The 25,944-nt window shown below is 68.8% G+C and carries 18 protein-coding genes; 9 read left to right on the top strand and 9 right to left on the bottom strand.

Going from position 1 to position 25,944, the window contains the following annotated elements; genetic code table 11:
• Positions 1–113: 113 nt before the first annotated feature.
• Genes TSO5_RS20715 through TSO5_RS20705 form a run of 3 tightly spaced genes read right to left on the bottom strand, consistent with a single transcriptional unit; the run spans position 114 to position 1,842 of the window.
• Positions 114–1,127 carry a threo-3-hydroxy-L-aspartate ammonia-lyase gene (locus tag TSO5_RS20715; protein WP_109153330.1) on the bottom strand — a complete coding sequence of 338 codons (1,014 nt, stop codon included), beginning with the start codon at positions 1,125–1,127 and terminating at the stop codon, positions 114–116.
• A 24-nt stretch (positions 1,128–1,151) separates the two neighbouring features.
• Positions 1,152–1,586: a GNAT family N-acetyltransferase gene (locus tag TSO5_RS20710; RefSeq protein ID WP_109153329.1), complete on the bottom strand. Its 435-nt coding sequence runs from the start codon at positions 1,584–1,586 to the stop codon at positions 1,152–1,154.
• A gap of 4 nt (positions 1,587–1,590) precedes the next feature.
• Positions 1,591–1,842 (bottom strand): DUF1127 domain-containing protein, encoded by a 252-nt coding sequence (locus TSO5_RS20705; protein ID WP_247870852.1) that lies wholly within the window; start codon positions 1,840–1,842, stop codon positions 1,591–1,593.
• A 401-nt stretch (positions 1,843–2,243) separates the two neighbouring features.
• Here TSO5_RS20705 and mgrA point away from each other — a divergent pair, with 401 nt between their 5' ends.
• Complete coding sequence (gene mgrA / locus TSO5_RS20700; protein WP_109153328.1) at positions 2,244–3,287, top strand: L-glyceraldehyde 3-phosphate reductase; 1,044 nt, start codon at positions 2,244–2,246, stop codon at positions 3,285–3,287.
• 170 nt (positions 3,288–3,457) lie between these two features.
• Here mgrA and TSO5_RS20695 read toward each other — a convergent pair whose 3' ends face one another.
• The 3 genes from TSO5_RS20695 to TSO5_RS20685 all read right to left on the bottom strand — a co-directional run bounded on the left by TSO5_RS20695 (position 3,458) and on the right by TSO5_RS20685 (position 7,360).
• The gene (locus TSO5_RS20695; RefSeq protein WP_109153327.1) at positions 3,458–4,567 is read right to left on the bottom strand and encodes an NADH:flavin oxidoreductase/NADH oxidase; all 1,110 of its coding nucleotides are present in this window, start codon (positions 4,565–4,567) and stop codon (positions 3,458–3,460) included.
• 94 nt (positions 4,568–4,661) lie between these two features.
• Positions 4,662–6,074, bottom strand: a complete 1,413-nt coding sequence (locus TSO5_RS20690) for a M20/M25/M40 family metallo-hydrolase (protein WP_109153326.1) — start codon at positions 6,072–6,074, stop codon at positions 4,662–4,664.
• Between the two features lie 200 nt (positions 6,075–6,274).
• Positions 6,275–7,360 (bottom strand): AAA family ATPase, encoded by a 1,086-nt coding sequence (locus TSO5_RS20685; RefSeq protein ID WP_282183520.1) that lies wholly within the window; start codon positions 7,358–7,360, stop codon positions 6,275–6,277.
• A gap of 258 nt (positions 7,361–7,618) precedes the next feature.
• Here TSO5_RS20685 and TSO5_RS20680 point away from each other — a divergent pair, with 258 nt between their 5' ends.
• From TSO5_RS20680 to mmsB, 3 genes are all read left to right on the top strand, one after another.
• Positions 7,619–9,118: a CoA-acylating methylmalonate-semialdehyde dehydrogenase gene (locus TSO5_RS20680; protein ID WP_109153324.1), complete on the top strand. Its 1,500-nt coding sequence runs from the start codon at positions 7,619–7,621 to the stop codon at positions 9,116–9,118.
• A gap of 146 nt (positions 9,119–9,264) precedes the next feature.
• Positions 9,265–10,410 carry an isobutyryl-CoA dehydrogenase gene (locus tag TSO5_RS20675; protein WP_109153323.1) on the top strand — a complete coding sequence of 382 codons (1,146 nt, stop codon included), beginning with the start codon at positions 9,265–9,267 and terminating at the stop codon, positions 10,408–10,410.
• Positions 10,411–10,605: 195 nt separating this feature from the next.
• Positions 10,606–11,496 carry a 3-hydroxyisobutyrate dehydrogenase gene (gene mmsB / locus TSO5_RS20670; RefSeq protein ID WP_109153322.1) on the top strand — a complete coding sequence of 297 codons (891 nt, stop codon included), beginning with the start codon at positions 10,606–10,608 and terminating at the stop codon, positions 11,494–11,496.
• Position 11,497: 1 nt separating this feature from the next.
• On the opposite strand, the gene TSO5_RS20665 is transcribed toward mmsB, so the two are convergent.
• On the bottom strand, positions 11,498–12,403 hold the full coding sequence (locus tag TSO5_RS20665) for a LysR family transcriptional regulator (RefSeq protein WP_109153335.1): 906 nt from the start codon (positions 12,401–12,403) through the stop codon (positions 11,498–11,500).
• Between the two features lie 265 nt (positions 12,404–12,668).
• Here TSO5_RS20665 and TSO5_RS20660 point away from each other — a divergent pair, with 265 nt between their 5' ends.
• Complete coding sequence (locus tag TSO5_RS20660; protein WP_109153321.1) at positions 12,669–13,274, top strand: hypothetical protein; 606 nt, start codon at positions 12,669–12,671, stop codon at positions 13,272–13,274.
• A gap of 6 nt (positions 13,275–13,280) precedes the next feature.
• On the opposite strand, the gene TSO5_RS20655 is transcribed toward TSO5_RS20660, so the two are convergent.
• Positions 13,281–14,018 (bottom strand): DUF3102 domain-containing protein, encoded by a 738-nt coding sequence (locus tag TSO5_RS20655; protein WP_109153320.1) that lies wholly within the window; start codon positions 14,016–14,018, stop codon positions 13,281–13,283.
• Between the two features lie 2 nt (positions 14,019–14,020).
• Positions 14,021–14,644, bottom strand: a complete 624-nt coding sequence (locus TSO5_RS20650; RefSeq protein WP_247870851.1) for a ParA family protein — start codon at positions 14,642–14,644, stop codon at positions 14,021–14,023.
• A 471-nt stretch (positions 14,645–15,115) separates the two neighbouring features.
• Between TSO5_RS20650 and TSO5_RS20645 the strand changes: the two genes are divergently transcribed.
• The 4 genes from TSO5_RS20645 to TSO5_RS20630 all read left to right on the top strand — a co-directional run bounded on the left by TSO5_RS20645 (position 15,116) and on the right by TSO5_RS20630 (position 25,842).
• On the top strand, positions 15,116–20,326 hold the full coding sequence (locus TSO5_RS20645) for a filamentous hemagglutinin N-terminal domain-containing protein (RefSeq protein ID WP_247870850.1): 5,211 nt from the start codon (positions 15,116–15,118) through the stop codon (positions 20,324–20,326).
• Positions 20,327–20,597: 271 nt separating this feature from the next.
• Positions 20,598–21,902: a homogentisate 1,2-dioxygenase gene (gene hmgA / locus TSO5_RS20640; RefSeq protein ID WP_109153318.1), complete on the top strand. Its 1,305-nt coding sequence runs from the start codon at positions 20,598–20,600 to the stop codon at positions 21,900–21,902.
• Between the two features lie 127 nt (positions 21,903–22,029).
• Entirely contained in the window at positions 22,030–22,551 is a 522-nt protein-coding gene (locus tag TSO5_RS20635) for a class I SAM-dependent methyltransferase (protein ID WP_199230961.1), read from the top strand.
• Positions 22,552–22,686: 135 nt separating this feature from the next.
• A complete protein-coding gene (locus TSO5_RS20630) occupies positions 22,687–25,842 on the top strand; it encodes an ABC transporter transmembrane domain-containing protein (protein ID WP_247870849.1) in 3,156 nt (1,051 codons plus the stop codon).
• Positions 25,843–25,944 lie beyond the last annotated feature (102 nt).

Raw genomic sequence — 25,944 nt, 5'->3', positions numbered from 1 at the left:
AGGGGGGGGGGGGGGGGGGGCAATCCGAACATGGATTCTGATCCTCGGATTGCCCCTCACCCTTCCCATGCTCCGCATGGGCCCCTTCCCTCTCCCGGGGCGGGAGAGGGAGTCTAGCCCGCCACCAGCGAGGCGAAGCGGGCGAGGTCGACGTTGCCGCCGGTGACGACGATGCCGACGCGCTTGCCGCGCACGTCGATCTTGCCGGACAGCACCGCGGCGGCGGCGAGACAGCCGGTCGGCTCGACCAGCATCTTCATCCGGCTGGCGAAGAAGCGCATGGCGTCGACCAACTGGTCGTCGGTGACGGTGTCGATGTCGTCGACCAGCCGCTGCATCACCGGGAAGGTCAGCTGGCCGACATTGCGGCTCTGGGCGCCATCGGCGATGGTCTTCGGCGGCTCGATGCGGACGATGCTGCCGCTGCGCAGGCTCTGCTGGGCGTCGTTGCCGGCCTCCGGCTCGATACCGACCACGCGGCAGCCGGGGTTCAGCGCCTTCGCCGCCACCGCGCAGCCGGCCAGCAGCCCGCCGCCGCTGGTCGGCACCACCAGCAGGTCCAGCGGTGCGCCACCGCCCGCCAGGACCTCCTCGATCAGTTCCTTGGCGACGGTGCCCTGCCCGGCCATCACATGCGGGTGGTCGAAGGGCGGGATGAAGATGCCGCCCCGCTCCTCTGCCACGCGGGCGACGGCGGCATCGGGCGGCTCGGCATAGCGGTCGTACAGCACCACCTCGGCGCCATAGCCGCGGGTGGCGGCAAGCTTGGCCGCCGGGGCGTCGATCGGCATGACGATGGTCGCCTTCACCCGCAGCATCGACGCCGCCAGCGCGATGGCCTGGGCGTGGTTGCCGGACGAATAGGCGACGACGCCGACCGCGCGCTGCACCGGCGTGAAGCGGGCGATGGCGTTGTAGGCGCCGCGCATCTTGAAGGCGCCGGTGCGCTGGAAATTCTCGCACTTGAACAGCAGCTCGCCACCGGTCAGCGTGTCGGCGGTGCGGCTGGTCAGCACCGGCGTGCGGTGGGCGACGCCGGCGATCCGCTCCGCCGCCCCGGCCACGTCGGCATAGGAGATGGCGAGGCCAGTCGTATCGGCCACGGTGCTGGTGATCGTGTCGGGCATGGCGGCGGTGCTCCCCCCGGTGTCTTATTCCAGATCGGTGAACAGGAAGGCCTGCTCGTGCCGCTTCAGCCCGGCCTGCTCGTAGAAGCTGATGGCCTTGGGTGCGGACAGCAGCAGGCACATGGTGCCCGGCCCCATCGCGTCGCGGGTGCGGCGCATCAGCTCCTTGCCGATGCCGCGCCCCTGCAGGGCGCGGTCGACGGCGAGGTCGGACAGATAGCAGCAATAGACGAAGTCGGTGATCGACCGGGCGACGCCGACCAGCCGTCCATCCTCCCGCGCGGTGATGATCAGGCCGGCGTTGCGCAGCATCGCCTCCACCCGCGGGCGGTCGCCCACGGGCCGGCGTTCCGCCAGCCCGGAGCGTTCCAGAACGTCGATGAAATCGTCGGCGCTCAGGTCCGGTTCGACTGCGTATTCGATTTGAATGGATTGGCTCTGTATGGATTCATTGGCCATCGTCTCATCCCCGCCAGAACGGCTTCGACACCTCTTGCTCCACCTCGGACCGGCTGACGCCGATGTCCTTCAGCTGATGGTCGTCGAGCCTCGCCAGTGCATGACGTTGTTTGCGCCGTTCCATCGCGGAAAACAACACGTCGAGCAGCCGCCAGAGCGAACGCGAGGCGACACGGGTGACGCGGTCGGCGGCCGGGACGGCGCCCGGGGCTGCCGTGTACGGGCCGGAACTGCGGGTCACGTCGGTGTGGCGCATCGGATCCTCCATCATCTGGCGCACAACGCTCGAACAATCGAGACAATCAGGATTATGGAGACGTAATCGGCGGGGTCAAACGGAACATTGTCACCATTACATTTCCGATGTCGGATGTATCTTTTCGGCCACAGACACAAGCGCCGCTCTCGACAGACTCTAAAAATCCTTGTGAAACGAGGGGGCGCGCCGGCCTTCCTGGAAATGGTTCTGTCTTGCGGATGGTTTGCGTGACAAGTTGAGGCCGGAGCGCCGGATTGTCATGGTGGCATTGTGCCGGTCGCGCGGTCCCGCCCCGCCAGCCGCCCTTCCCGCAGTGATATGACCGGCCGCGCCATTGCGCCCGGCCCCACTGCCGCCCTATGCTGATATATCACTCAAGATTACATCGGGAGAACGCCATGCAGCCGCCCTACCTTGCCGCCGACCGGCGATACGAAGGCATGAGCTATCGCCGCACCGGCCGCAGCGGGCTGGACCTGCCGGCCATTTCGCTGGGGCTTTGGCAGAATTTCGGCGGCACCGACGTGTTCGCCACCGGGCGGGCCGTGCTGCGCCGGGCCTTAGACCGCGGCGTCACCCATTTCGACCTCGCCAACAACTACGGCCCGCCGCCCGGTTCGGCGGAGGAGAATTTCGGCCGCATCCTCGCCACCGATTTCCGCCCCTATCGCGACCAGATGGTGATCTCGACCAAGGCCGGTTACGAGATGTGGCCCGGCCCCTACGGCAACTGGGGCTCCCGCAAGTATCTGGTCTCCAGCCTGGACCAGAGCCTGAAGCGGATGGGTCTCGACTATGTCGACATCTTCTATTCGCACCGCGTCGATCCCCGCACCCCGCTGGAGGAGACGATGGGCGCGCTCGACCACATCGTCCGCCAGGGCAAGGCGCTCTATGTCGGCATCTCCTCCTACTCGCCGGAGATGACGCGCCGGGCGGCCGGGATCCTGAAGGAGCTGGGCACCCCCTGCCTGATCCACCAGCCGTCCTACTCCATGCTGAACCGCTGGGTGGAAGGCGGGCTGCTGGAGACGCTGGAGGACCTCGGCATGGGCTGCATCGCCTTCTCGCCGATGGCCCAGGGCATGCTGACCAACAAGTATCTCGGGGGCCAGCCTGCCGACGCCCGCGCCGCCAAGGGCGGGACGTTGCGCGCCAACTTCCTGTCGCCGGAGAACCTGGAGCGCATCCGCGCGCTCGACGCCATCGCCCAGCGGCGCGGCCAGACGCTGGCGCAGATGGCCATCGCCTGGGTGCTGCGCGACCCGCGCGTCACCTCCGCCCTGATCGGCGCGCGGAATGTCGAGCAGCTCGACAACTCGCTGGACGCGCTGAACAACCTGTCCTTCAGCTCGGAGGAGCTGGCGGAGATCGACACCCACGCCGTCGCCGACGCCGGCATCAACCTGTGGAGCGCCTCTTCCGCGGCGGAAGCGGGCTGACGCCGGGCAGCTGTTAGAGAACGAACTTCGGCCGTCATCCCCGCGAAGGCGGGGAACCAGGAAACTTCGCACCCAAGTGCCTATGTGGACTGGATTCCCGCCTTCGCGGGAACGACGGCCGAGAGAGGCCTGCGGTCCTTCCGCAGGCCGTCTCCATTACTGCACCACCCTCACTCCGCGGCATCAGTGGCGCGGTAACGCTCCAGCCAGTGGGCGTAGGGCGCCGGCAGCACCCAGGACGGACGCTCGACGCCCAGTTCCTTGGCCGCGCGGTAGGGATAATGCGGGTTGGCCAGATGGGCGCGGCCGACCATCACCAGATCCAGCTGCCCGTCGGCGACGGTCCGGTTGGCGATCTTCGGCGCGTCGATGCCCCAGGCCGCCGCTACCGGCAGCTCCGCCTCGCGCCGCACCCGCTCGGCGACCGGCGCCAGGAAGGCCGGCCCCCACGGAACGCGGGCATCGGGGGTGGAAAAGCCGACGCTGACGCTCAGCATGTCCAGCCCGCCGGCGCGGAAGTTGCGGGCGAGTTCGATCGACTCGGCCAGCGTCTGCTCATCGCGCCCGTCATACTCGATCACGCCGAAGCGCGCGGTCAGCGGCAGGTTTTCCGGCCACACCTCGCGCACCGCCGCCAGTGTTTCCAGCAGGAAGCGGCTGCGCCCGGCAAGGTCGCCGCCATACTGGTCGGTGCGTTTGTTGGCGTGGACCGAGAAGAAGCTTTGGCCGAGATAGCCGTGGGCGAAATGCAGCTCCAGCCATTTGAAGCCGGCATCGCGGGCGCGCACGGCGGCGGCCACGAAGTCGGCGCGGACGCGGGCGATGTCATCCAGCGTCATCGCCTTCGGCACCTTCGGCAGATGATGGCCGAAGGGCACGGCCGACGGCGAGATGGTGTCCCAGCCGCGCGGATCGTTGTCGGCGATGTGGTCGTCACCCTCCCACGGGCGGTTGGCGCTGGCCTTGCGGCCGGCATGGCCGATCTGGATGCCGGGAACGGCACCGGCGGCGGCGATGGACGCGGCGATGCGCGCCATCCCGTCCGCCTGGGTGTCGTTCCACAGGCCGGTGCAGCCCGGCGTGATGCGGCCTTCCGGCGACACCGCCGTCGCCTCGACGATCACCAGACCGGCGCCGCCGCGGGCGAGGCCGGGATAATGGACGAGATGCCAGTCGTTGATGACGCCGTCGACGGCGCTGTACTGGCACATCGGCGGAACCGCGATGCGGTTGCGCAGGGTGACGTCCTTCAGCGTGAAGGGCGTGAACAGGGCGGACATGCGAATTCCCGTCTCGATCGTGTCGGTGGCGGCAGGAGATAAGGCGTCAGCCCACCCCTGCCGCAGATCGGGAAGATTTAGGTCCGCCCAAGCCTCAGCCAACCCGCCCGGCCGCCAAACGGCCCACTATCGCCGCATGGCTGCGGATACCGTTGCGCAGGCATTTCAGCTCGAACTTCTCGTTCGGCGAATGGATGCGGTCGTCATCCAGCCCGAAGCCGACCAGGATGGTGTCCAGCCCCAGATGCTCGCGGAACCAGCCGACGATGGGGATCGACCCGCCGCCGCCGATCAGCACGCCGTCGCGCCCCGTCGCCTCCTTCAGCCCGCCGCGCACCGCCTGCATCCACGGCGTGTCGGTCGGCACCTCGATGCCGGGCGAGGAGCTGAAGCTGCGGAAGCTGACCGTGCAGTCCGCCGGCAGCCGCTCCTCGAAGAAGCGTCGGACCGACGCCTCGACCGCGGCCGGATCCTGGCCGGGCACCAGACGGCAGCTCAGCTTGCACGACGCCTTGGCCGGGATGACGGTCTTCGACCCTTCGCCGGTATAGCCGCCCCAGATGCCGTTGATGTCGCAGGTCGGCCGGGTCCAGATGCGCTCCAGCAGCGTCCGCCCCGCCTCGCCATGGCTGCGGGTCAGGCCGAGCGCGCCCAGGAACTGCGCCTCGTCCAGCGGCAGGCCACGGATCTGCGCCCGCAACTCGTCCGGCAGTTCGCGCACGCCGTCATAGAAGCCGTCGAAGCGCACCCGCCCGTCGGCATCGTGGATCTGGCCCAGGATGCCGCTCAGCACGTTCAGCGGGTTGGGCACGGCGCCGCCGAACAGGCCGGAATGCAGGTCGTGGCTCGGGCCCGTGACGGTGGCTTCCAGATAGAGCAGCCCGCGCAGCCGGGTGGTGATCGCCGGGGTGTCGACGTCCCAGGCGTTGGTGTCGGTGACCAGGCAGAAATCGGCCTGCAACTCCGCCGCATGCTCCTTCAGGAAGCGCGGCAGCGACGGGCTGCCGGTTTCCTCCTCGCCCTCCAGCAGCACGGTGGCGCGGATCGGGATGGAGCCGTGGACGGCGTGCCAGGCCTCGAAGGCTTCCATGAAGGTCATGGTCTGGCCCTTGTCGTCGGCGGCCCCGCGCGCGACGACGCGGCGCCCCCGCTCGGCCTCGACGATCACCGGGTCGAAGGGCGGGCTGGTCCACAGCTCCATGGGGTCGGCCGGCTGCACGTCGTAATGGCCGTAATAGAGCACATGCGGCGTCTCTGCCCCCTCCGGCCCTGGGCCCGGCCCTGGATGGTGAGCGACCAGGATCGGGTGGCCGGGCGTGTCATGGATGGTGACGGTGAATCCCATCGCCGTCAGCCTGTCGGAACACCAGCGGGCGGCGCGCCGGACCTCGCCGGCATAGGCGGGATCGGTGCTGACCGAGGGAATGCGCAGCAGCTCGCAAAGCCGGCCGACCGACTCCTCGAAGGACTCATCCACCTTGCGCAGTACGGCATCGACAGGAAGCATGACACGGCCCTCTTGTTGATTGTAGATGCGCCCAAGCGCCCTCTCCCGCCCCGGGAGAGGGAGGGGACCCATGCGCAGCATGGGGAGGGTGAGGGGGAGTCCGAGAATCCCGAACCGCATGGCTCCGTGCCCCAACCCTCACCCTTCCCACCGCTTCGCGGCGGGCCCCTTCCCTCTCCCGGGACGGGAGAGGGGAAATCCTACCCTCCCAGCCCAAGCAGCTTGCCCAAAATCGGCTGCCCCACGGCCGCCCCCAGCGCGAAGCCGCCGACCAGCCCGATCACCAGCCCCACAAGCACAGCCCCCATCCCGCCGCCCGACCGCGATCCGCCGCGCTCCGCCTGCCGCGCCCCATTGCCCCCGCCGCCCGGCTCGTCGCCCTCGTCGATGGAGGACGCGCGCCGCGCGCTGTAGGAGGTGTCGGTCGCCTCGTGCCACGCCTGGATGCGCTCCAGCGCCGGCTTCAACTGGGCGTCGTCGGGCGTGCTGCCGCGGCCATGGACGATCTCCCAGGCCAGCGCGGCGAAGCGGCTGGTGGTCCGCCCGTCCGGCGTGAAGATCGCCGCCGGCATGCGGCGGTAGGTCGCCTTCACCACATCCACGTCATAGGGGAAGGCGGTGCGGAACATCTGCTCCGGGAACTCGTTGCGCAGCTGGGTCAGCGATTCGCGACCGACCTCGTCGTTGGTGATCGACAGCATCAGGATGCCGGCCAGCGTCAGGCTGGGGTTCAGCCCGTTCTGGATATGCTCCACCACCTGCAGGGTGCGGCGCAGCCCGTCCAGCGCATAGCGCCCCGGAAACACCGGCACGATCAGCCGGTCCGACGCCGCCAGCGCGCCGGCCGCCAGATGGCCCAGCGCCGGCGGGCAGTCGATGACGACATAGTCCGGCGGGTTGCGCGAGAAGTGCAGCGCCTTGCGCAAGCCCCGCTGCGAGCCGCCGCGGCTGTCCAGCGCATGTTCCAGCGAATAGAGCTTGCGCGCGCCGACGATCATCGACAGCCCGTCGAAGGCGGTCGGGGTGATGGCGTCCTCGACGAAGGTTTCCTTGCGCAGCAGGTCGTTGATGCCGACCTTGGCCTTGTCGCGCAGCAGGAAATTGCTGGTGGCGCTGCTCTGCGGGTCGAAATCGATCAGCACGACGCTCTTGCCCAGCGCCGCCAGTGCCAGCGCGAGGTTCACCGAGGTGGTCGTTTTGCCGACGCCGCCCTTCTGGTTGTAGACCGACAGGATGGTCGGCTGCCGTGTCTCTGGCGTGTCGAAGACGTCTTCGTGGCTGGTCATGTTCATTCCGCTTCGCCGTTTCTGCGGCTATCCCCCGCCCCGCACCCTTTGTCCTGAACCAGGGTTTCCCAGGGCTGGAGCGCGGGCGCACTATAAGCGTCGGGCGCGCCCAAGTCTCCCCACACGTTCGAGGGTTGCGGGCGGCCATCGGAGGGCGCTTGCCGCATTCCTGCACAACCGATGCGCAAAGTTTCGGGTCGCGCCAAAGGGCCGCTCAGGTCCACATGGTGACAAACAATCCCGAGGGAGGACAATAGGATGACCACCGAACTTCAGCACCTGATCGGCGGCAAGCTGGTTTCCGGAACGTCGGGGCGGTTCGCCGACGTCTACTCCCCGATGACCGGCGAGGTGCGCGCCCGCGTGCCGCTGGCGAGCGTGGAGGAGATGCGCGCCGCGGTCGAGAACGCCAAGCAGGCGCAGCGCGGCTGGGCCGCCACCAACCCGCAGCGCCGCGCCCGCGTCCTGATGCGCTTCCTCGACCTCGTCCAGCGCGACTATGACGAACTGGCGCTGCTGCTGTCGCTGGAGCATGGCAAGACCATCATCGACGCCAAGGGCGACATCCAGCGCGGGCTTGAGGTGGTGGAGTTCGCCTGCGGCATCCCGCACCTGCTGAAGGGCGAGTTCACTGACGGCGCCGGTCCCGGCATCGACATCTATTCGATGCGCCAGCCGCTGGGCGTCGTCGCCGGCATCACGCCGTTCAACTTCCCGGCCATGATCCCGATGTGGAAGTTCGCCCCGGCTATCGCCTGCGGCAACGCCTTCATCCTGAAGCCGTCGGAACGCACCCCCGGCGTGCCGGTCAAGCTGGCCGAGCTGATGCTGGAGGCCGGCCTGCCGGCGGGCATCCTCAACGTCGTCCACGGCGACAAGGTGGCGGTGGACGCCATCCTCGACGACCGCGACATCAAGGCGGTGGGCTTCGTCGGCTCCACCCCGATCGCCGAATACATCTACAACCGCGGCTGCGCCAACGGTAAGCGCGTCCAGTGCTTCGGCGGCGCCAAGAACCATGCGCTGGTGATGCCGGACGCCGACCTCGACCAGGCGACCGACGCGCTGATCGGCGCCGGTTACGGTGCGGCCGGCGAGCGCTGCATGGCGATCTCCGTCGTCGTGCCGGTCGGCAAGAAGACCGCCGACGCCCTGATGGAGCGTCTGATCCCGCGGGTGGAAGGCCTGAAGGTCGGCCCCTCCACCGACAGCAGCGCCGATTTCGGCCCGCTGGTGACGCGCGAGCATCTGGAGCGCGTGAAGTCCTACGTCGATCTCGGCGTCAAGGAAGGCGCCAAGCTGGCGGTCGACGGCCGCGAGTTCACGCTGCAGGGCTACGAGAACGGCTATTACATGGGCGGCTGCCTGTTCGACGAGGTGAAGCCGGACATGCGCATCTACAAGGAGGAGATCTTCGGCCCGGTCCTCTCCGTCGTCCGCGCCGACTCCTATGAAGAGGCGCTGTCGCTGCCGAACGACCACGAGTACGGCAACGGCGTGGCGATCTTCACCCGCGACGGCGACGCCGCCCGCGACTTCGCCAGCCGCGTCGATGTCGGCATGGTCGGCATCAACGTTCCGATCCCGGTTCCGCTCGCCTACTACACCTTCGGCGGCTGGAAGCGCTCGGGCTTCGGCGACCTGAACCAGCACGGCCCCGACGCGGTGCGCTTCTACACCAAGACCAAGACCGTCACCTCCCGCTGGCCCTCGGGCGTCAAGGAAGGCGCCAGCTTCGTCATTCCGACCATGGATTGATGGGCTAGAATATCCCCTCTCCCCCCCGGGGAGAGGGTTAGGGTGAGGGGGACGCACAGCGAGGATTCTCGCGAAGGCACGCAACGCATCCCCCTCACCCCGACCCTCTCCCGGGACGGGAGAGGGGAACTTCGACGAGGTGACGCATGTCCTTTGAACTGACCGAAGACCAGGTCGCCATCCGCGACATGGCGTTGTCCTTCGCCCGCGACGAGCTGGCGCCCAACGCCGTCGAGTGGGACCAGAAGAAGCATTTCCCCGTCGACACGCTCCGCGCCGCCGGCGAGCTCGGCATGGGCGGCATCTATGTGTCGGAAGATCATGGCGGTTCGGCGCTCAGCCGCTTCGACGCCGTGGTGATCTTCGAGGCGCTGAGCCAGGGCTGCCCGACCATCGCCTCCTACATCTCCATCCACAACATGGTGGCGGGGATGGTCGACAATTTCGGCAATGACGAGCAGAAGGCCCATTGGCTGCCGAAGCTCTGCACCATGGAATGGCTCGCCAGCTATTGCCTGACCGAGGCCAACGCCGGCTCCGACGCCGCGGCCTTGCGCACCAGGGCCGTGCGCGACGGCGACAGCTACGTGCTGAACGGCGCCAAGCAGTTCATTTCCGGCGCCGGCAGCTCCGACCTCTACCTCGTCATGGCCCGCACCGGCGAGGACGGCCCCGGCGGCATCAGCGCCTTCCTGGTCCCCAAGGACACCTCCGGCCTTTCCTTCGGCGCCAACGAGCACAAGATGGGCTGGAACGCCCAGCCGACCCGCGCCGTCATCATGGAGGACGCCCGCGTCCCCGCCTCTGCCCTGCTGGGGCAGGAAGGGATGGGCTTCAAGTTCGCCATGAAGGGTCTGGACGGCGGCCGCATCAACATCGCCGCCTGCTCCATCGGCGGCGCCCAGGCAGCGCTCGACAAGGCGCTGACCTACATGAGCGAGCGCAAGGCCTTCGGCCAGTCGCTCGACCGCTTCCAGGCGCTGCAGTTCCGCATCGCCGACATGGCGACCGAGCTTGAGGCCGCCCGCACCTTCGTCCACCGCGCCGCCTCGGCGCTCGACGCCAAGAGCAAGGACGCCACCCGCCTCTGCGCGATGGCGAAGCGCTTCGCCACCGACACCGGTTTCGAGGTGGCGAACAACGCCCTGCAGCTGTTCGGCGGCTACGGCTATCTGGCCGATTACGGCGTGGAGAAGATCGTCCGCGACCTCCGGGTCCACCAGATCCTGGAAGGCACCAACGAGATCATGCGCCTGATCGTCTCGCGCAGCGAGATCGGGCGGATGGCCTGACCAACACGCCCCCTAGTCCCCTCTCCCCCCGGGGAGAGGGTTAGGGTGAGGGGGGCGCGCGGCGAGGATCTTCAAGAACCGCGCACCTTCCATTCCTAACCAAATCCAGCATGTGCCTCCCCCTCACCCCGACCCTCTCCCCGGGAGGGAGAGGGGGAAGCACCCAAAAAATCCAAACCAACGGGAGACGCGACGATGGCGATGATCGGTTTCATCGGATTGGGCAACATGGGCGGCCCGATGGCCGCGAACCTCGTGAAGGCGGGGCATCAGGTGTCGGGCTTCGACCTGTCACCGGCGGCGATCGACGCGGCCAAGGCGGCCGGCGTCACCATCGGCGACAGCCCTGCGGCCATCGCCGCCGCGGCGGAGGTGGTCATCACCATGCTGCCGGGCGGCCGCCACGTGCTGGGCGTCTATGACGGCGACACGGGCATCGTCGCGGCGGTGAAGCCGGGCACGCTGCTGATCGATTGCTCCACCATCGACGTCGACTCCGCCCGCAAGGCCCATGCGCTGGCCGCCGCCAAGGGTGCCGCCTCGCTCGACGCGCCGGTGTCGGGCGGCGTCGGCGGCGCGTCGGCCGGCACGCTGACCTTCATGGCCGGCGGCGAACCGGAAGCCTTCGAACGCGCCCGCCCGATCCTGGAAGCCATGGGCAAGAAGATCGTCCATTGCGGCGGCGCCGGTGCCGGTCAGGCGGCGAAGATCTGCAACAACATGATCCTCGGCATCTCGATGATCGGCGTCTGCGAGGCCTTCGTCCTGGCGGAAAAGCTCGGCCTGTCGCATCAGGCGCTGTTCGACGTGTCCTCGACCTCGTCGGGCCAGTGCTGGTCGCTGACCAGCTATTGCCCGGTCCCCGGCCCGGTGCCGGCCAGCCCGGCCAACCGCGATTACCAGCCCGGTTTCGCGGCGGCGCTGATGCTGAAGGACCTGAAGCTGGCCCAGGAAGCGGCGCAGAGCGCCGGCGCCCCCACCCCGCTGGGCGCTGCGGCGGCGCAGCTCTACGCCATGATGAACGCGCAAGGCGAAGGCGGCACCGACTTCTCCGGCATCATCCGCATGCTGCGCGGCGAAGGCTGAATCAGGCAGCGGTTGGGGGCAGGAACAGCGCCTGCTCCCGCCGCACCAGATCGGCGATGTAGTCGGCGGTCATCGAGATCCGCGCCAGCGACCGCAGATCCTCGTGCACGATCAGCCAGAAGGACCGGGTGATCGTCACCTCGTCCGGCAGCACCTGCACCAGATCCGGCTCACCGGCCGCGATAAAGGCGGGCAGCATGCACAGGCCGGCCCCGGCCAGCGTCGCCTTCAACTGGGCGACGAGGCTGCTGCTCTTGATGCGCGGCGCCACCTCCCCGATGGTCTCGACATAGTCCAGCTCGGGCGCGAAGATCAGGTCGTCGATATATCCGATAAAGGAATGGCCGCGCAGGTCGGCGCGGCTGCGGATCGGTGGCCGGGCGTCCAGATAGGCGGCGGTGCCGTACAGACCCAGCCGGTAATCGGTCAGTTTCCGCGCATAGAGCCGCCCCTCCTGCGGGCGCGACAGGCTGATGGCGATGTCGGCCTCGCGCTTGGACAGGCTGAAGACGCGCGGCATGGCGACCAGTTGCACCTCCAGCTCCGGATGGCGCTCACAGAGCGCCCCGATGCGCGGCGCCAGGAAACAGCTGCCGAAGCCGTCCGGCGCGCCGATCCTGACCGCACCGGCCAGCGACAGGTCGCCGTCGGCCACCATCCCCTGCGCCAGAAGCGCCGCGCTCTCCATCACCTCGGCGGTCTGTTTCAGCCGCTCGCCCTGCGGCGTCAGGGTGAATCCGCTGGGACGGCGTTCGAACAGGGTGACGCGCAGCGCGTCCTCCAGCGCGGTGATGCGGCGGCTGACCGTGGTGTGATCGGCCCGCAGGCGCTGGGCCGCCGTGGTCAGCGTGCCGGCCCGGGCCACCGCCAGGAAAAAGCGCAGGTCGTTCCAGTTGAAATCGGCCATGTCGCCGGCGCCGCCGTCCATTCTCGTAAGGGAAACAGGGGCCGAACTGTCCCACCAACCCGCCCGCCTGACAAGAGCGCCAACCCGCCCCTGCGACAACGCCCCACACCGGGGCGCAACTCGCGCCCTGCCCCACCGCCGAAAGAGCCCGCCCGGAAGGAGTACCGCGTCTCCCGGGCACCGCCCCCATTTCGCGCGGACGAACAGGCGCGCTGATGCGTTTATCTGTTGAGAGACGCGAGCGCGACGATCGAAAGGACGGAGGATGCCGGGCGAGGGCCGGACGACGACCGGAAGCGGGACGGTGATGGCGGCGGCATTCGCCGCCCTGCTTGCCCTGTCCGTTGCAGGACCGGCCGCTGCGGAACCGTTGCTGTACGCGCCGGAGACCGCCAGCCCCCTGCCCTCCCCCGCTCCTCCGGAGCCGGTGGCCGCACCGCCGGGCGCTCCGGTTGCTGTCGCGGTGCAGGCGCCGAAGCGGCCGCAGACCGACGCCTTCGACTGCTGGATTCTCGACCCCAATCGGCTGGAACGGGCGGCCGACCGCGGCCTGTGCAACGACGCCTTCGCCAGTGCGCCGGAAACCGCCGCTTTACCGGACGCCCCTCCCCCGCCGGCGGTCACGCCGCTGCGCAAGCCGAAGGCTCCAAAGCACCATGCGCGCAGCGCCAGCCGCCGATCCAGCCACAGCGAGGCCCACGAGATGACGGCCTCCGCCGCGCGGGCGTCCCGCAATGGCGGCAGCGTCGATTTCTTCGGCAATTTCCAGCGCGACTTCAGCGCGCTGACCGACCTGCTGAGCGGCGGCTCCACTCCCGGCCGCAGCGGCAGCCGGGACGGCATCGCCTCCCACTCGTCCCACGACCATTAAAGCGGATCAGGTCTCGCCGTCCGTAGCGGGACCGATGTCCTCCGCCTCGACGTCGATGGTGACGCCGGTGCGGCCGGACCGGCCATGGTCATGCTCCGGGTCGATGCCATGGTCGCGGCGCAGCTCGTCGCGGACCTCCGCCATGCGGGCGCGCAGCCTCGCATATTCGGCCAGCAGCTGCCGGCGCCGGTCGTTCGGCGTCACGTCCTTCGGCGGGCGCAGCGACCGCTTAAAGTCGATCAGCTGGCGGCGGGTCACGTCGGGACGGATCAGCCCCAGCGCCTTCGCCCGCTCCAGCTCGTCCGGCGTCATGGTGACGATCTGATAGGCGACGCTTTCCGCCCCCGGCAGCACCTCCAGCGACAGCCGGCCGGTGTCCACCGCCTCCGCCACCGCGCGGAAGCGGAAGGCGGTCTCGACCGAGAACGGCATGTCGCTCTCGATCATCGCCTCGAAGTCGCCGTGCGGCAGGATTTCCTTTGCCCGGTTCAGGTACCGGCCGATCGACAGGAATTCCTTGCGGCTGCGGTTCCAGTGATAGCGGATCTCCTGCGCGAACTCCTGCCGGGTGTGGCAGGGCACGATGGCGTCGCTGATGTCGGACGCCCGGCGGTCCGCCTTGGACGGCGCCACCGCCGTCGCTGAGCGAACAGGGGTAGACGCTACCTCCGGCTTGGCCGCCGGCGGGGGAGCGGCCTTGCCCTGCTCCGCCACCTTCTTCATGAAGGACTTTACGTTGGCCATCTTCAGATCCCCAGCTCGTGCCGGATGAAGTACCAGGCGCCCAGGCATTCGTCGGCACCGTTCACCGCGCCGACATCGACGATCGAACAGCCGATGTCGTCGACCCGGTGCATGTCCTCGATGTCCGGCACCTCGTGCGGCACCAGCCGGCCGACGCGGCCCAGCTCCAGCTTGGCTTCGCGCAGGCTGACCGAGCGGCGCTTGACCCGGTTCAGCAGGAAGGCGGCGGGGCGGCCATAATCGCGCAGGAACTCCATCCAGGGGATGACGCTCATCTTGTCGAAGCGCCCGACCCCGGTCGGCACCAGCACCAGATCGGCGCGCCGCAGCAGGATCTTGGTCGCCTCCGGATACAGTTCCACCGACGGCGGCGTGTCGATGAACACCACGTCGTAGCGGGCAGGGTCGATCTGGGCGAGCGCGGCGTCGATCTCGTCCAGCGTGCCCTCGTAATGGTCAATGGTCGCCACGTCATGCGGCCGGCGCAGTTCGTGCCATTGCCCCAGCGTGCGCTGCGGATCGAAATCCAGCGTCGCCACCCGCATGCCGTCCTTGGCCGCGGCGACGGCGGTGTTCTTGCAGCTGGTGGTCTTGCCGGTGCCGCCCTTCGGCGCACTGTACACCACCCAGCGCGCCGGCTTCGGCGCGACTGCCTTTACCGACCCTCCGGCATCCTGGGTCGCTTGCCTGCCGCTTGATTTACCTGATGATTTGCCCGCAGACTTCCTCGTGGCGACGGCGGTCGGATCGGCCATCTGTTTCCCCTGCATCGCGTGCCAGTCTACTTGATGGCCTTCTTATTAGCGGATCGGCGGTCGGCTCGAAAGGGCAAAGGCGATACCTGCGCCATGGAAATAGGCCGTCCCTGTACCGCAAAAAGCCGTTACCGGTAACGCCTGCAACTCCGTTTCCGTTACCGGTAACGCTTCCGGTGCCGGCACACGCGCAACCTCTGTTGCCGGCACGAAACATTCTGTCACCACTTTCGGGATTTCCGTGCGGCCGTCGGGTCGCTAAAATGTTTCGTATCCATTGGTTTGTGACAGCGTATTGCCTTCCCATCGGGTTTCGGGGGCGGCGAGGGGATTGGATCGGTGATGCGAGTATCAGGGGCGTTCGGCGGGACGGCGGTTCGACGCGGCATGGCGCGGCACCGGACAACGTTGCGCCACAGCACGGCACTGGCGGGTGCGGCCCGTTTCGCGATCGTCGCCGCGATCACCTCCCTCTCTCTGGCCCTCCCTCTGGCCCTGGCCCACCCGGCCTTGGCCAATCCCGAAGGCGGCGTGGTCACCGACGGCGCCGCCACCATCCAGGCGACCGCCCCCGGCCGGCTCGACATCATCCAGTCGACCTCCAAGGCGGTGATCGACTGGCAGCGCTTCGGCATCCGTGAGGGCGAGCACACCAATTTCCAGCAGCCCGACGCCGGCTCCATCACCCTCAACCGTGTCACCGGCCCCGACCCGTCGGCAATCCTGGGGCGGCTGACCGCCAACGGGCAGGTCTGGCTGGTCAACCCCAACGGCATCCTGTTCGGACCGAACGCCCAGGTCGATGTCGGCGGGCTGCTCGCCACCACCCACGACATCCGCAACGACGACTTCATGGCCGGCCGCTATAAGTTCGAGGGCCGCGCCGGCTCCACCGCGACGGTGGAGAATGAGGGCACCATCACGGTGGCCGAGGCCGGTCTGGCGGCGCTGGTCGCCCCCGGCGTCGCCAACCGCGGCACCATCCAGGCCCGGCTGGGCGAGGTGACGCTGGCGTCCGGCAAGCGCTTCGTCGTCGACCTGTTCGGCGACCAGAAGATCAACATTGCGGTGGACGCCAAGACCGACGCCCGTCCCGTCGGCGCCAACGGCAAGCCGGTGGATGCGCTGGTCAGCAACAGCGGCAAGATCTTCGCCGACGGCGGCCGGGTGCAGATGACGGCCAGCGCCGCCAAGGGTCTGGTCGACCGCGTCGTCAACATGTCCGGCACCGTGCAGGCCCGCCGGGTGGAACAGCAGGGCGGCGACATCGTCCTGCTCGGCGACGGCGGCGAGGTCGAGGTCTCCGGCACGCTCGACGCCGGGGGCAGCGGCAACTCTCAAAGTGGTCCGGGCCAAACCGGCGCCCCTCAAACCGGCGGCTCCGTCACCGTGTCCGGCAACCGCACGACGCTGGCGGCATCGGCGCGCGTCAACGCCTCCGGTCCGGCCGGGGGCGGGGAGGTGCTGATCGGCGGCGACGTGCAGGGCGGCAAGGCATCCGCCGCCACGCTGGCCGGCTACAACATCCGCCCGGCGCGCAAGCCGGTGCCGCCCTCCACCGACACCGTGGTGGCCCCGGGCGCCACCATCACCGCCGACGCCACGCAGGCGGGCAAGGGCGGCAAGGTGGTGGTGTGGGCCGACAACGCCACCCGCTTCGACGGCGCCGTCTCCGCCCGCGGCGGCGCGGCCGGCGGCGACGGCGGCTTCGTCGAAACCTCCGGCAAGCTGTCGCTGCATGTGCGGGGCAGGGTGGATGCAGGGGCGGGACAGGGGAAGGGTGGCTCCTGGCTGCTCGACCCGACCAACATCATCGTGGCGGACACCGGCGGCACCATCACCGCCACCGAGATCCAGACCTCGCTGAACAGCGGAACCAGCGTTACGCTGCAGACCGACGTGAATGGGTCGGAGGCCGGCGACATCACCGTCGACCAGCCCATCCTGAAATCCTCCGGCGGCGACGCCTCGCTGACGCTGAAGGCCTACCGCGACATCTATGTGTTCGAGAGCATCACCTCCACCGCCGGCGCGCTGTCCGTCACGCTGAATTCCGCCACAGGGTCCGGCAAGGGCGTGGTGCAGGTTGCCGGAACCTCCGCCAAGCCCGTCACCATCGACACCAATGGCGGCGCCTTCGTCGTCGGCGGCGGGTCGGACCCGACGCAGAAGCCGGCAATCGGCATGTATGGCGACTATTCCCCGTCGGACAACCGCGTCGGTGCCGCCTTCAGCTATGCCACCGTCAGCACGGGCGCCGGGGCCATCCTGATCAACGGCGAGGGCGGCGAGAACAACGGCGAGGGCAACCACGGCATCCTGCTCGACAACAGCCGTCTGGAGACTACGACCGGCGCCATCACCCTGAACGGGAAGGGCGGCAACGGCATGTATTACGGCGGCAACGGCGGCGTCGTGATCGCCGACTCCGTGCTGCAGACCGCGGGCGGCGCCGTTCAGATCACCGGTACGGAAGGTGGCGGCGAAAGCAGCATCGGCAGCGACGCCGTCAACATCGATGGCACCTCCACCATCACCGTGCTGGTGGGCAACGGACCCATCACCATCCGGAGCGGCGAGAACTCCGACGGCGACATCGTGCTGAACGGTGCGGAGATCTCCAACGCCGCCGGAATCACCTTCGAGTCCGGCGGCAACCTGCTGCTCGACTACGGCACCAGCCTCTATTCCGACGGCGCCGTGACGCTCAAGGCCGCCAAAACCGTCGCCCTGTCGGACAGCACCATCGTGACCGGCGGCTCAGCGGTAACGCTCGACAGCAACGTCGGACAGTCGGGCGGGGCCGTCCGCCTGCTCTCCAGCAGCATCACGACATCGGGCGGCGCCATCACCCTGGGCGGCGGCAGCGATCCGACGCAGCAGGCGGCCAAGGGCGACTGGAACGGCCCGGCCGGCGTGGCCATCGAAAACACCACGCTGGATTCCGGCGGCGGCGCCATCTCCATCCGCGGCGAGGGCTCCGATTACGACAGCGAGGGCCACGGCGTCGCCATCACCGGGACCAGCGAGCTTCTCTCCGGCACCGGCAAGATCGCCATCCGCGGCAAGGCGGTGTCATTCTATGGCTGGAATGCCGGCGTGCTGATCGCCACCGGTTTCGACGGCAGCCCGCAGATCCGCTCCGACGCCACCGCCTCCGACGCCATCCTGATCGACGGCGACGCCACCCAGGTGGATGCCGATGAGGCCTGGGGCGTGAAAGTCCAAGGCACGGCGACGATCACCTCGTCCGGCGGCCTCGCCATCATCGGCAAGGGCGGCACGTCGGCCGTCACCTACGAGGTCGCCGGCATCGGCCTCGATGCCGAAACCGACGGCAGCATCCGCATCGCCGCGGGCGGCGGAGAGGCGAGCCTTCAGGGCACCGCCGGAACCGGCGAAAAGGCGACGGCGCTGTACAGCAACGGGGACGTGGTGGTCACCAGCTCCCCGCCGCCCCCTCCGCCTCCGCCTCCGCCTCCGCCGCCACCACCTCCGCCCCCTCCGCCGCCGGTGACGCCCCCGGTTACACCACCGGTGACGCCGCCGATCACGGATGACCCAACCACGCCGACCACCCCGACCACTCCAACCACGCCCCCGACGCCCACCACGCCGACCACCCCCGGCACCGACAGCGGAGACGGAACCGGCACGCCGACCACCGGCGGAACCGGCACGACGGACACGACCTCGCCGTCGACCGGCCAGACCGCCACGACCGGCAGCACTTCCGTGCAGACGGTGCTGCAGACGGTGGCGCAGATTGCAGCCAACCCGACGGGGACGCCGGCCACCGGCTCCAGCTCGACGGCCACCGGCACCACGGCCGCCGCCACACCCGGCTCATCCCCCGGAACCTCGACCACCGCGACCGCCCCCCAGACCTTCCTGGCGGCGCTGGAGCAGGGGGCGGGTCAAGGGGCAGGGCAGGGGACTGCGCAAGGGACAGGGCAGGGCGGCCAGACCTCCGACGGCACCCGGCCGGCCGGCAACGGCCCGACCTCTCCGCCGTCTCCGCCACCCGCGCCGGCGACGGTGGTGCTGCCGTCCGGACGCTCCGTCACCTTCTCGGCGGAGGCGACGCAGGCCTACGCCTCCGGCGCAACCCTGTCGCAGCCGGGGCCGCAGCTTCTCGCCGCGCCGCAGGTGCAGGCGGCGGCCGGCACCCTCATCCAGGCGGCCGGCAGCGGCGGCATGGTCCAGGCGGTGACGAGCCTGTCGACCGGCAGCCTCTCGCTGCCGGAACAGCGCGCGGTGCTGGCCAGCGTTCCCGTCCCCACCCTGATCGGCGGCCTGACCGCCAGCGGCGATCCGGTGGCGGTGCGCGTCGGCGGCATCCTGCAGAACAGCGCGTCCGGCCAGCCCGGCGGCTATGCCCAGGTGCGCGCCGCGGTGACCCAGGCCAACCTGCCGCCCCAGGTCGCCCGCACCTACCTCGCCATGGTGCAGCGGGTGGAGCGCGAGCAGCGCACCCAGGCTTTCTCGGGCGCGCTGCGGCAGTTGGTGGCGAACCCGCGGGCAGCGGACATGTTCGGCCGGCCGACCGCCTCCTCGGCCCCGCCCAGCCTGCAGCAGGCGCGCGGCGGCCGCACCCGCGGCGGCAGCATGACCCTGCGCGGCATCGTCGCCGACAGCGCCAACCTTGCGGAGGCGCGGGTGAACGGCCGCTGGGTCTTCATCGACGAGAAGGGCCAGTTCCGCACCAGCATCCCGGTGGAGCCGGGGGCGACCGAAGCCACCCTGACGATGACCGACGAGGCCGGCAAGACGACCGAGCAGCGCATCGCCATCGACAGCGCGGCCGCCGCCCCTGATCCCGCCGCCCCGCCGAAGCCGCGCAAGATCGCCCTGATGATCGCGGTCGACAGCTACCGCGACAGCGCCATCCCGGCCCTGTCCACGCCCGGCGCCGACATCAAGGCGGTGGCGCAGGCGCTGAACGACCATCTCGGCTACGAAACGCGGACCTTGCGCAACCCGACCAAGGCGCAGATCGGCGAGGCTCTGCGCAAGCTCGGCCGCGAGGTCGGCGAGCAGGATCAGGTGATGGTCTATTACGCCGGCCACGGCTATGAACTGGCGGAGACCGGCACCGGCTATTGGCTGCCGGCCGATGCGGAGACGACCAGCGCCCGCAACTGGGTGTCCAACAACGACATCGGCCGCTTCCTCAGCCGCATGCCGGCCAAGCATGTGATGGTGGTGTCGGACAGCTGCTATTCCGGCGCCTTCACCAAGGAGCAGAAGATCGACGCCAGCCGCCTCGCCAGCGAGCAGGAGATCCGGCAGCGCCGCTCCGTCATGGCCCTGTCGTCGGGCGGCGACGAGCCGGTTGCCGACGGCGAGGTGAACTCCCCCTTCGCGGTGGCGCTGAAGAAGCGGGTGATGGGCCTGCCGAAGGACAGCAACGGCTACGCGCTTTACCAGGAAGTCCGCCAGGACGTGACCAGCGAGGCGCCGCAGACCCCACAATATGGCGTGATCCGCACCGCCGGCTACGACGAAGGCGGCGACTTCATCCTGGACCTGCCGGATCGCCGCATGAATTGAGGCGGGGATGGGGATGCTGCGAATGCCCCCTCCCCATCCCTCCCCCGCTTCGCGGGAGAGGGGGCAGGACGCTTGTCGACGTGACGTAAATGTCGAAGCAACGGCAGTCCCCTCTCCCTCGAAGAGGGGGAGGGTTAGGGAGGGGGCAAACCGCCGCAACAACTCCTCCATTTTCCTCTGGCGCATAGTTTCAAAAGAAACTATATGAGCGACAAATGGTCGCGCCCGGTGCCCAGGCCGGCCGCATCCCCCGGAACAGGGAGCAGCCCGCATGACGTCCCCCGCCTTCACCTACCAGTCCGGCTTCGGCAATGAGTTCGCGACGGAGGCCCTGCCCGGCGCCTTGCCCGTCGGCCGCAACTCGCCGCAGCGCCCGCCCTACGGCCTCTATGCCGAACAGATCAGCGGCACCGCCTTTACAGCACCACGTGCCCACAACCGCCGCTCCTGGCTCTACCGCATCCGCCCGGCGGTCGTGCACGAACCCTTCCGCCCGCTGGAGTCCGGCCGCCTGACCAGCCGCTTCGACGAGGTGCCGGCCCCGCCGACCCAACTGCGCTGGAACCCGCCGCCGATGCCGGACATGGCCACCGACTTCGTCGCCGGCCTCACCACCATGGGCGGCAACGGCGGACCGCAGGCGCAGACCGGCTGCGGCATCCACCTCTACACCGCCAACCGGTCGATGCAGGGCCGCTTCTTCTACGATGCCGACGGCGAGTTGCTGATCGTGCCGCAGCAGGGCCGCCTGCGCCTCTACACCGAGCTTGGCGTGCTGGAGGTCGAACCACAGGAGATCGCGCTGATCCCCCGCGGCATCCGCTTCCGCGTCGAACTGCTTGACGGCACCGCCCGCGGCTATGTCTGCGAGAATTTCGGCGCCCCCTTCCGCCTGCCGGACCTCGGCCCCATCGGCTCCAACGGGCTGGCCAACCCGCGCGACTTCCTGACGCCCGACGCTTGGTATGAGGATGTCGACGGTGACTTCGAACTGGTGGCGAAGTTCGACGGCGCCCTGTGGACCGCCCGCATCGACCATTCACCGCTGGACGTGGTGGCTTGGCACGGCAACCACGCCCCTTGCAAATACGACCTGCGCCGCTTCAACACCATCGGCTCGATCAGCTTCGACCATCCCGACCCGTCGATCTTCCTGGTGCTGCAATCGCCCAGCGACACCCCCGGCGTCGACAGCATCGACTTCGTCATCTTCCCGCCGCGCTGGCTGGTGCAGGAGGACACCTTCCGTCCGCCCTGGTTCCACCGCAACATCGCCAGCGAGTTCATGGGCCTGATCGTTGGGGTCTACGACGCGAAGGAGGAGGGCTTCCTGCCCGGCGGCGCCTCCCTGCACAACTGCATGAGCGGCCACGGCCCCGATGCGGAGACCTTCGCCAAGGCGACCGCCGCCGACACCGCCCGGCCGCAGCGGGTCGGCGACACCATGGCCTTCATGTTCGAAACGCGCGCCGTCATCCGTCCGACGCGGCACGCACTGGAAACTGCCGAGCTTCAGCACGATTATTACCGCTGCTGGCAGGGGCTGGCGAAGCGCTTCGATCCGAACCGGCCATAAGCCGGCCAGAAGTCAGGGAAGCCGCACCCGCCGGCCCCGGCCATGCGACGTTTTGTCTCGACGGCGCGCGCGCAGCCTTTCAAACTGCTGCCGTGCCGTTCGGGCGCTTGGCAAGGGGAGGGGGCCGATGGCGGCCGACGTTGGTATTGGTGCGGAAAGCCGGTCGCTGCTCGACCGGATGATTGACCGGATGACGGTGCAGCGCGACGCGCTGGCCTGGGCGCAGCGCGCGGTCGCCGGGCGCGACGGCATGGTGCTGGAGGTTGGCCTGGGCAAGGGCCGCACCTTCGACCATCTGCGCCACCTGTTCCCGCCGCGCGACATCCTGGTGTTCGACATGTGGGTGCGCGTGCCGCCGGAGCTGACGCCGGACGAGGACCGCCTGTTCGTCGGCGACTTCCAGGAAACCATGCCGGCCGCCGCCGAGCGTTTCGGCCGTTGCGCCCGGCTGGCCCATGCCGATTTCGGCAGCACCGACCGCAACCATGACGCCAAGCAGGCGGCGTGGCTGGCGCCGCTGATCGACGCGCTGATGCTGCCCGGCGGCGTCGTGCTGTCCGATCGTCCGCTGCAGCGCCCCAACTGGACCCCGCTGCCCCTGCCGCCCGACGATCGCTGGAGCTACTACGCCTGGAAGGTCGAAGGCTGAGCGGGCGGCAACGGAGAAAGCGGCAGCGGCAAAAGCACCGATGGAAAATGGCCCGGCCCACGCCAATCTTCCGTCCTTCATCCCCCCGCGCGCGACCCCTGCGGCCCTGACCGGCCGCGACGCTGAAGGCCATTGATGGACCGCAACATATTTCAGTTCATTTGGAAGCACAGCGGACGCCAGCAGATCCTGCTCGCCCTGTTGACGGTTGCGTCCTTCCCGGTGCTCTACGCCTCGCTTGAACTACCGAAGATCATCATCAACCGGGCCTTGTCCGATCCCCAGCCGGTGCGCGAGATCCTCGGCGTCGCCATGGGGCCGGTGACCTACCTGCTGGTGCTGTGCTTCACCTTCCTGGCGCTGGTGCTGGCCAACGGCGCCTTCAAGATGCGGATCAACACCTTCAAGGGCGTGGTCGGCGAACGGCAGGTTCGGCGCCTGCGCTTCCTGCTGCTGGACCGCATGCTGCGCTTCCCGCTGCCGCATTTCTCCAAGGTCAGCCAGGGAGAGCTGATCTCCACCATCTCGGCGGAAACCGAACCGCTGGCCGGCTTCATCGGCGATTCCTTCGCCCAGCCGCTCTACCAGGGCGGCACGATGCTCACCATCCTGCTGTTCCTGTTCATCCAGCAACCAACCATCGGCCTCGTCTCGGTCGCGCTGATCCCGGTGCAGGCCTACATCATCCCCAAGCTTCAGATGAAGGTGAAGCTGCTGGGCAAGGAGCGGGTGCGCAAGGTCCGCCAGCTGTCCGAACGCATCGGCGAAAGCGTGGAGAACGTCCGCGAGGTCCGCGTCAACGGCACCGTCCGCTACGTGATGGCGGAATTCTCCCAGTATCTCGGCAGCATCTACTGGATCAGGCTGGAGATCTACAAGCGCAAGTATTTCGTCAAGTTCCTGAACAATTTCATCAACCAGATTACCCCCTTCTTCCTGTTCTCCATCGGCGGTTATCTGGTTCTGCACGGGAACATGTCCATCGGCGCGCTGGTGGCGGCACTCTCCGCCTTCAAGGACCTGACCGCCCCCTGGAAGGAGTTGCTCGACTATTACCAGAACATGATTGACGCCCAGATCAAGTACGAGCAGATCGCCGACCAGTTCTCGCCCCCCTTCCTGTTCGAGTGGACGACGCCGACGCCCGCCACGCCCCCCGACCTCAAGGCTCCCTTGCGGCTGGAGGCGGTGACCTGGGCCAACGAATATGGCGACCGCATGCTGCAGCGCCTGTCGCTGGAGGTGCCGCCGGGCTCCCTGATCGGCATCGCCGGCACCAACGCGCTGGCGCTGCGCCGTCTGGCAGAGGTGCTGGTGCGGCTGTCGCCGCCGACCTCCGGCCGGATCACCATCGGCGACCAGTCGCTGGACGCCATTCCGCTGGAGCTGCTGGGCCGCCGCATGGCCTATGCCAGCCCGGAACCGCGCATGTTCACCGGCAGCATGATGCAGAACATCACCTACGGTCTGCGCCACCGCCCGCCGGCCGACGATCCGGACAGCATGTCGCCCGCCCGCCGGCGCGAGATCGTGGAGGCCGAGGCGTCGGGCAACTCCACCGACAGCATGGAGGGGATCTGGACCGACTTCGCCATGATCGGCGCCACCGACTGGACCAGCCTGCGCCCCTGGTTCATGCAGTGCCTGGCGGCGACCGGCGGCGAGACCGCCGTCTACCAGCGCGGCCTGCGCGAGGTGTTCGACCCCGACGACTACCCCTTCGTCGCCCAGCCGCTGCTGCGCGCCCGCCACTGGCTGCGCGACGCCATCACCGAACGCGGGATGGACAAGCTGCTGGCCCGCTTCGAACGCGACTGCTTCAACCCCTACGCCAGCCTTGCCGAGAACATGCTGTTCGGCCTGCCGGACGGCAAGCGGCTGACGGTCGCCCGCATGGTCTGCAACCCGACCGTCCGCGAGCTGATGGAAACATACGGGCTGTGGGACTCCGCCGTCCGCATCGGCCGCCGTTTCGCCATGCGGGTGGTCGGCGTCTACCGCGACAGCGCCGACGGCGACGTCATGATCATGCGCTACCCGCACATCGACGACGCCCTGTTCGAAGAGCTGGTGGAGGCGGTCACCCGGCTGAAGCGCCGCTCCGAACGGCCGCAGCGCCGCCATCAGGAGGCGGACACCCTGCTGTTCGCCACGATGTTCCTGATGATCGTGCCCAAGCGCGACGGCATGGACTTCGTGCCCCCGGCGGAGCGCGAGGCGATCATGGCGATCCGCCGCAGCCTGCTGAACGAGATGCCGTACGAGCTGCGCGACAAGGTCGCCGTCTTCGATCCCGACCTCTACCACCCGCGCCTGAACGTGATGGACAACCTTCTGTTCGGCCGTATCACGACGGAGGATCCGCGCGCCATCACCCAGCTGCGGGTCCTGGTGGACGAGGCGCTGGAGCGGACCGACGCGCGCGCCTTCGTGCTGATCCTGGTGGCGCTGGGCGAGGTCGGCATCGGCGGCTCGCTGCTGCCGATCAGCGTGCGCCAGCGGGTGCAGCTGATCCGCGGCCTGATGAAGAAGCCCGACATCTTCGTGATCTATCAGGCGCTCAACAGCTACGATCCGGAGGAACGGCTGCGCATCTTCCTCGCCATGAAGGAGTTGCTGCCGACCATGACGCTGATCGTGCTGGAGGAGCGGATTTCCGACAACCCGGCCTTCGACGCGCTCTACGACCTGGAGGACGGCCGGCTGGTCCGGCGCGGCCAGAATGGCGCCGACCATGACGAGGACACCATGCCGGGCGAGACGGAGGAGACCGACGAGCCGGCCCTGCGCCTGCTGTCGCGCTCCCCCGTCTTCTCCGACCTGCCGGAAACGGTGCTGCGCCGCCTGCTGACGGCGTCGGAATGGCGCACGGTGGCGGCCGGCGATTTCATCTACCGCAGCGGCGAGCCGTCGGAATTCACCTTCGTCCTGGCGGAAGGGGAGGCGGAGCTGGTGCGGCTGATGCCCGACAACCAGCCGCCGCTGCACATCGCCTACATCAAGCCGCCCGAGGTGATCGGCGATCTGGAGCTGCTGGCCGGCGTGCGGCGTTTCTCCACCATCCGCGCCCGCACCGACCTGCGTCTGCTGCGGCTGGACGGGGCGAACATGCTGCGGCTGCTGTCGTCGGTGCCGGACTTGCCTCTGCGGGTGATCCAGCAGGTCGGCAAGCGCCTGACCAGCGAAGCCCCGGCCGTCCCGCCTCCGGCCCCGGCCCAGGCGTCGCTTCCGTCGCCCGGCTCCCAAGCGGCCGAAACCAGCGACAACAGTGAATCCGCAACGCAAGCATGATGGAATGGATGCGATGGGGCTGAGGCGTAAAGCATCCCCTCTCCCCCCCGGGGAGAGGGTTAGGGTGAGGGGGATGCATGGCGTGACCATCCCGAGAATCCT

The organism is Azospirillum sp. TSO5 (assembly GCF_003116065.1).
GTDB lineage: Bacteria > Pseudomonadota > Alphaproteobacteria > Azospirillales > Azospirillaceae > Azospirillum.
Note: the sequence above shows the minus strand (reverse complement) of the source record. Positions and strands in the feature narration are given on the sequence as shown.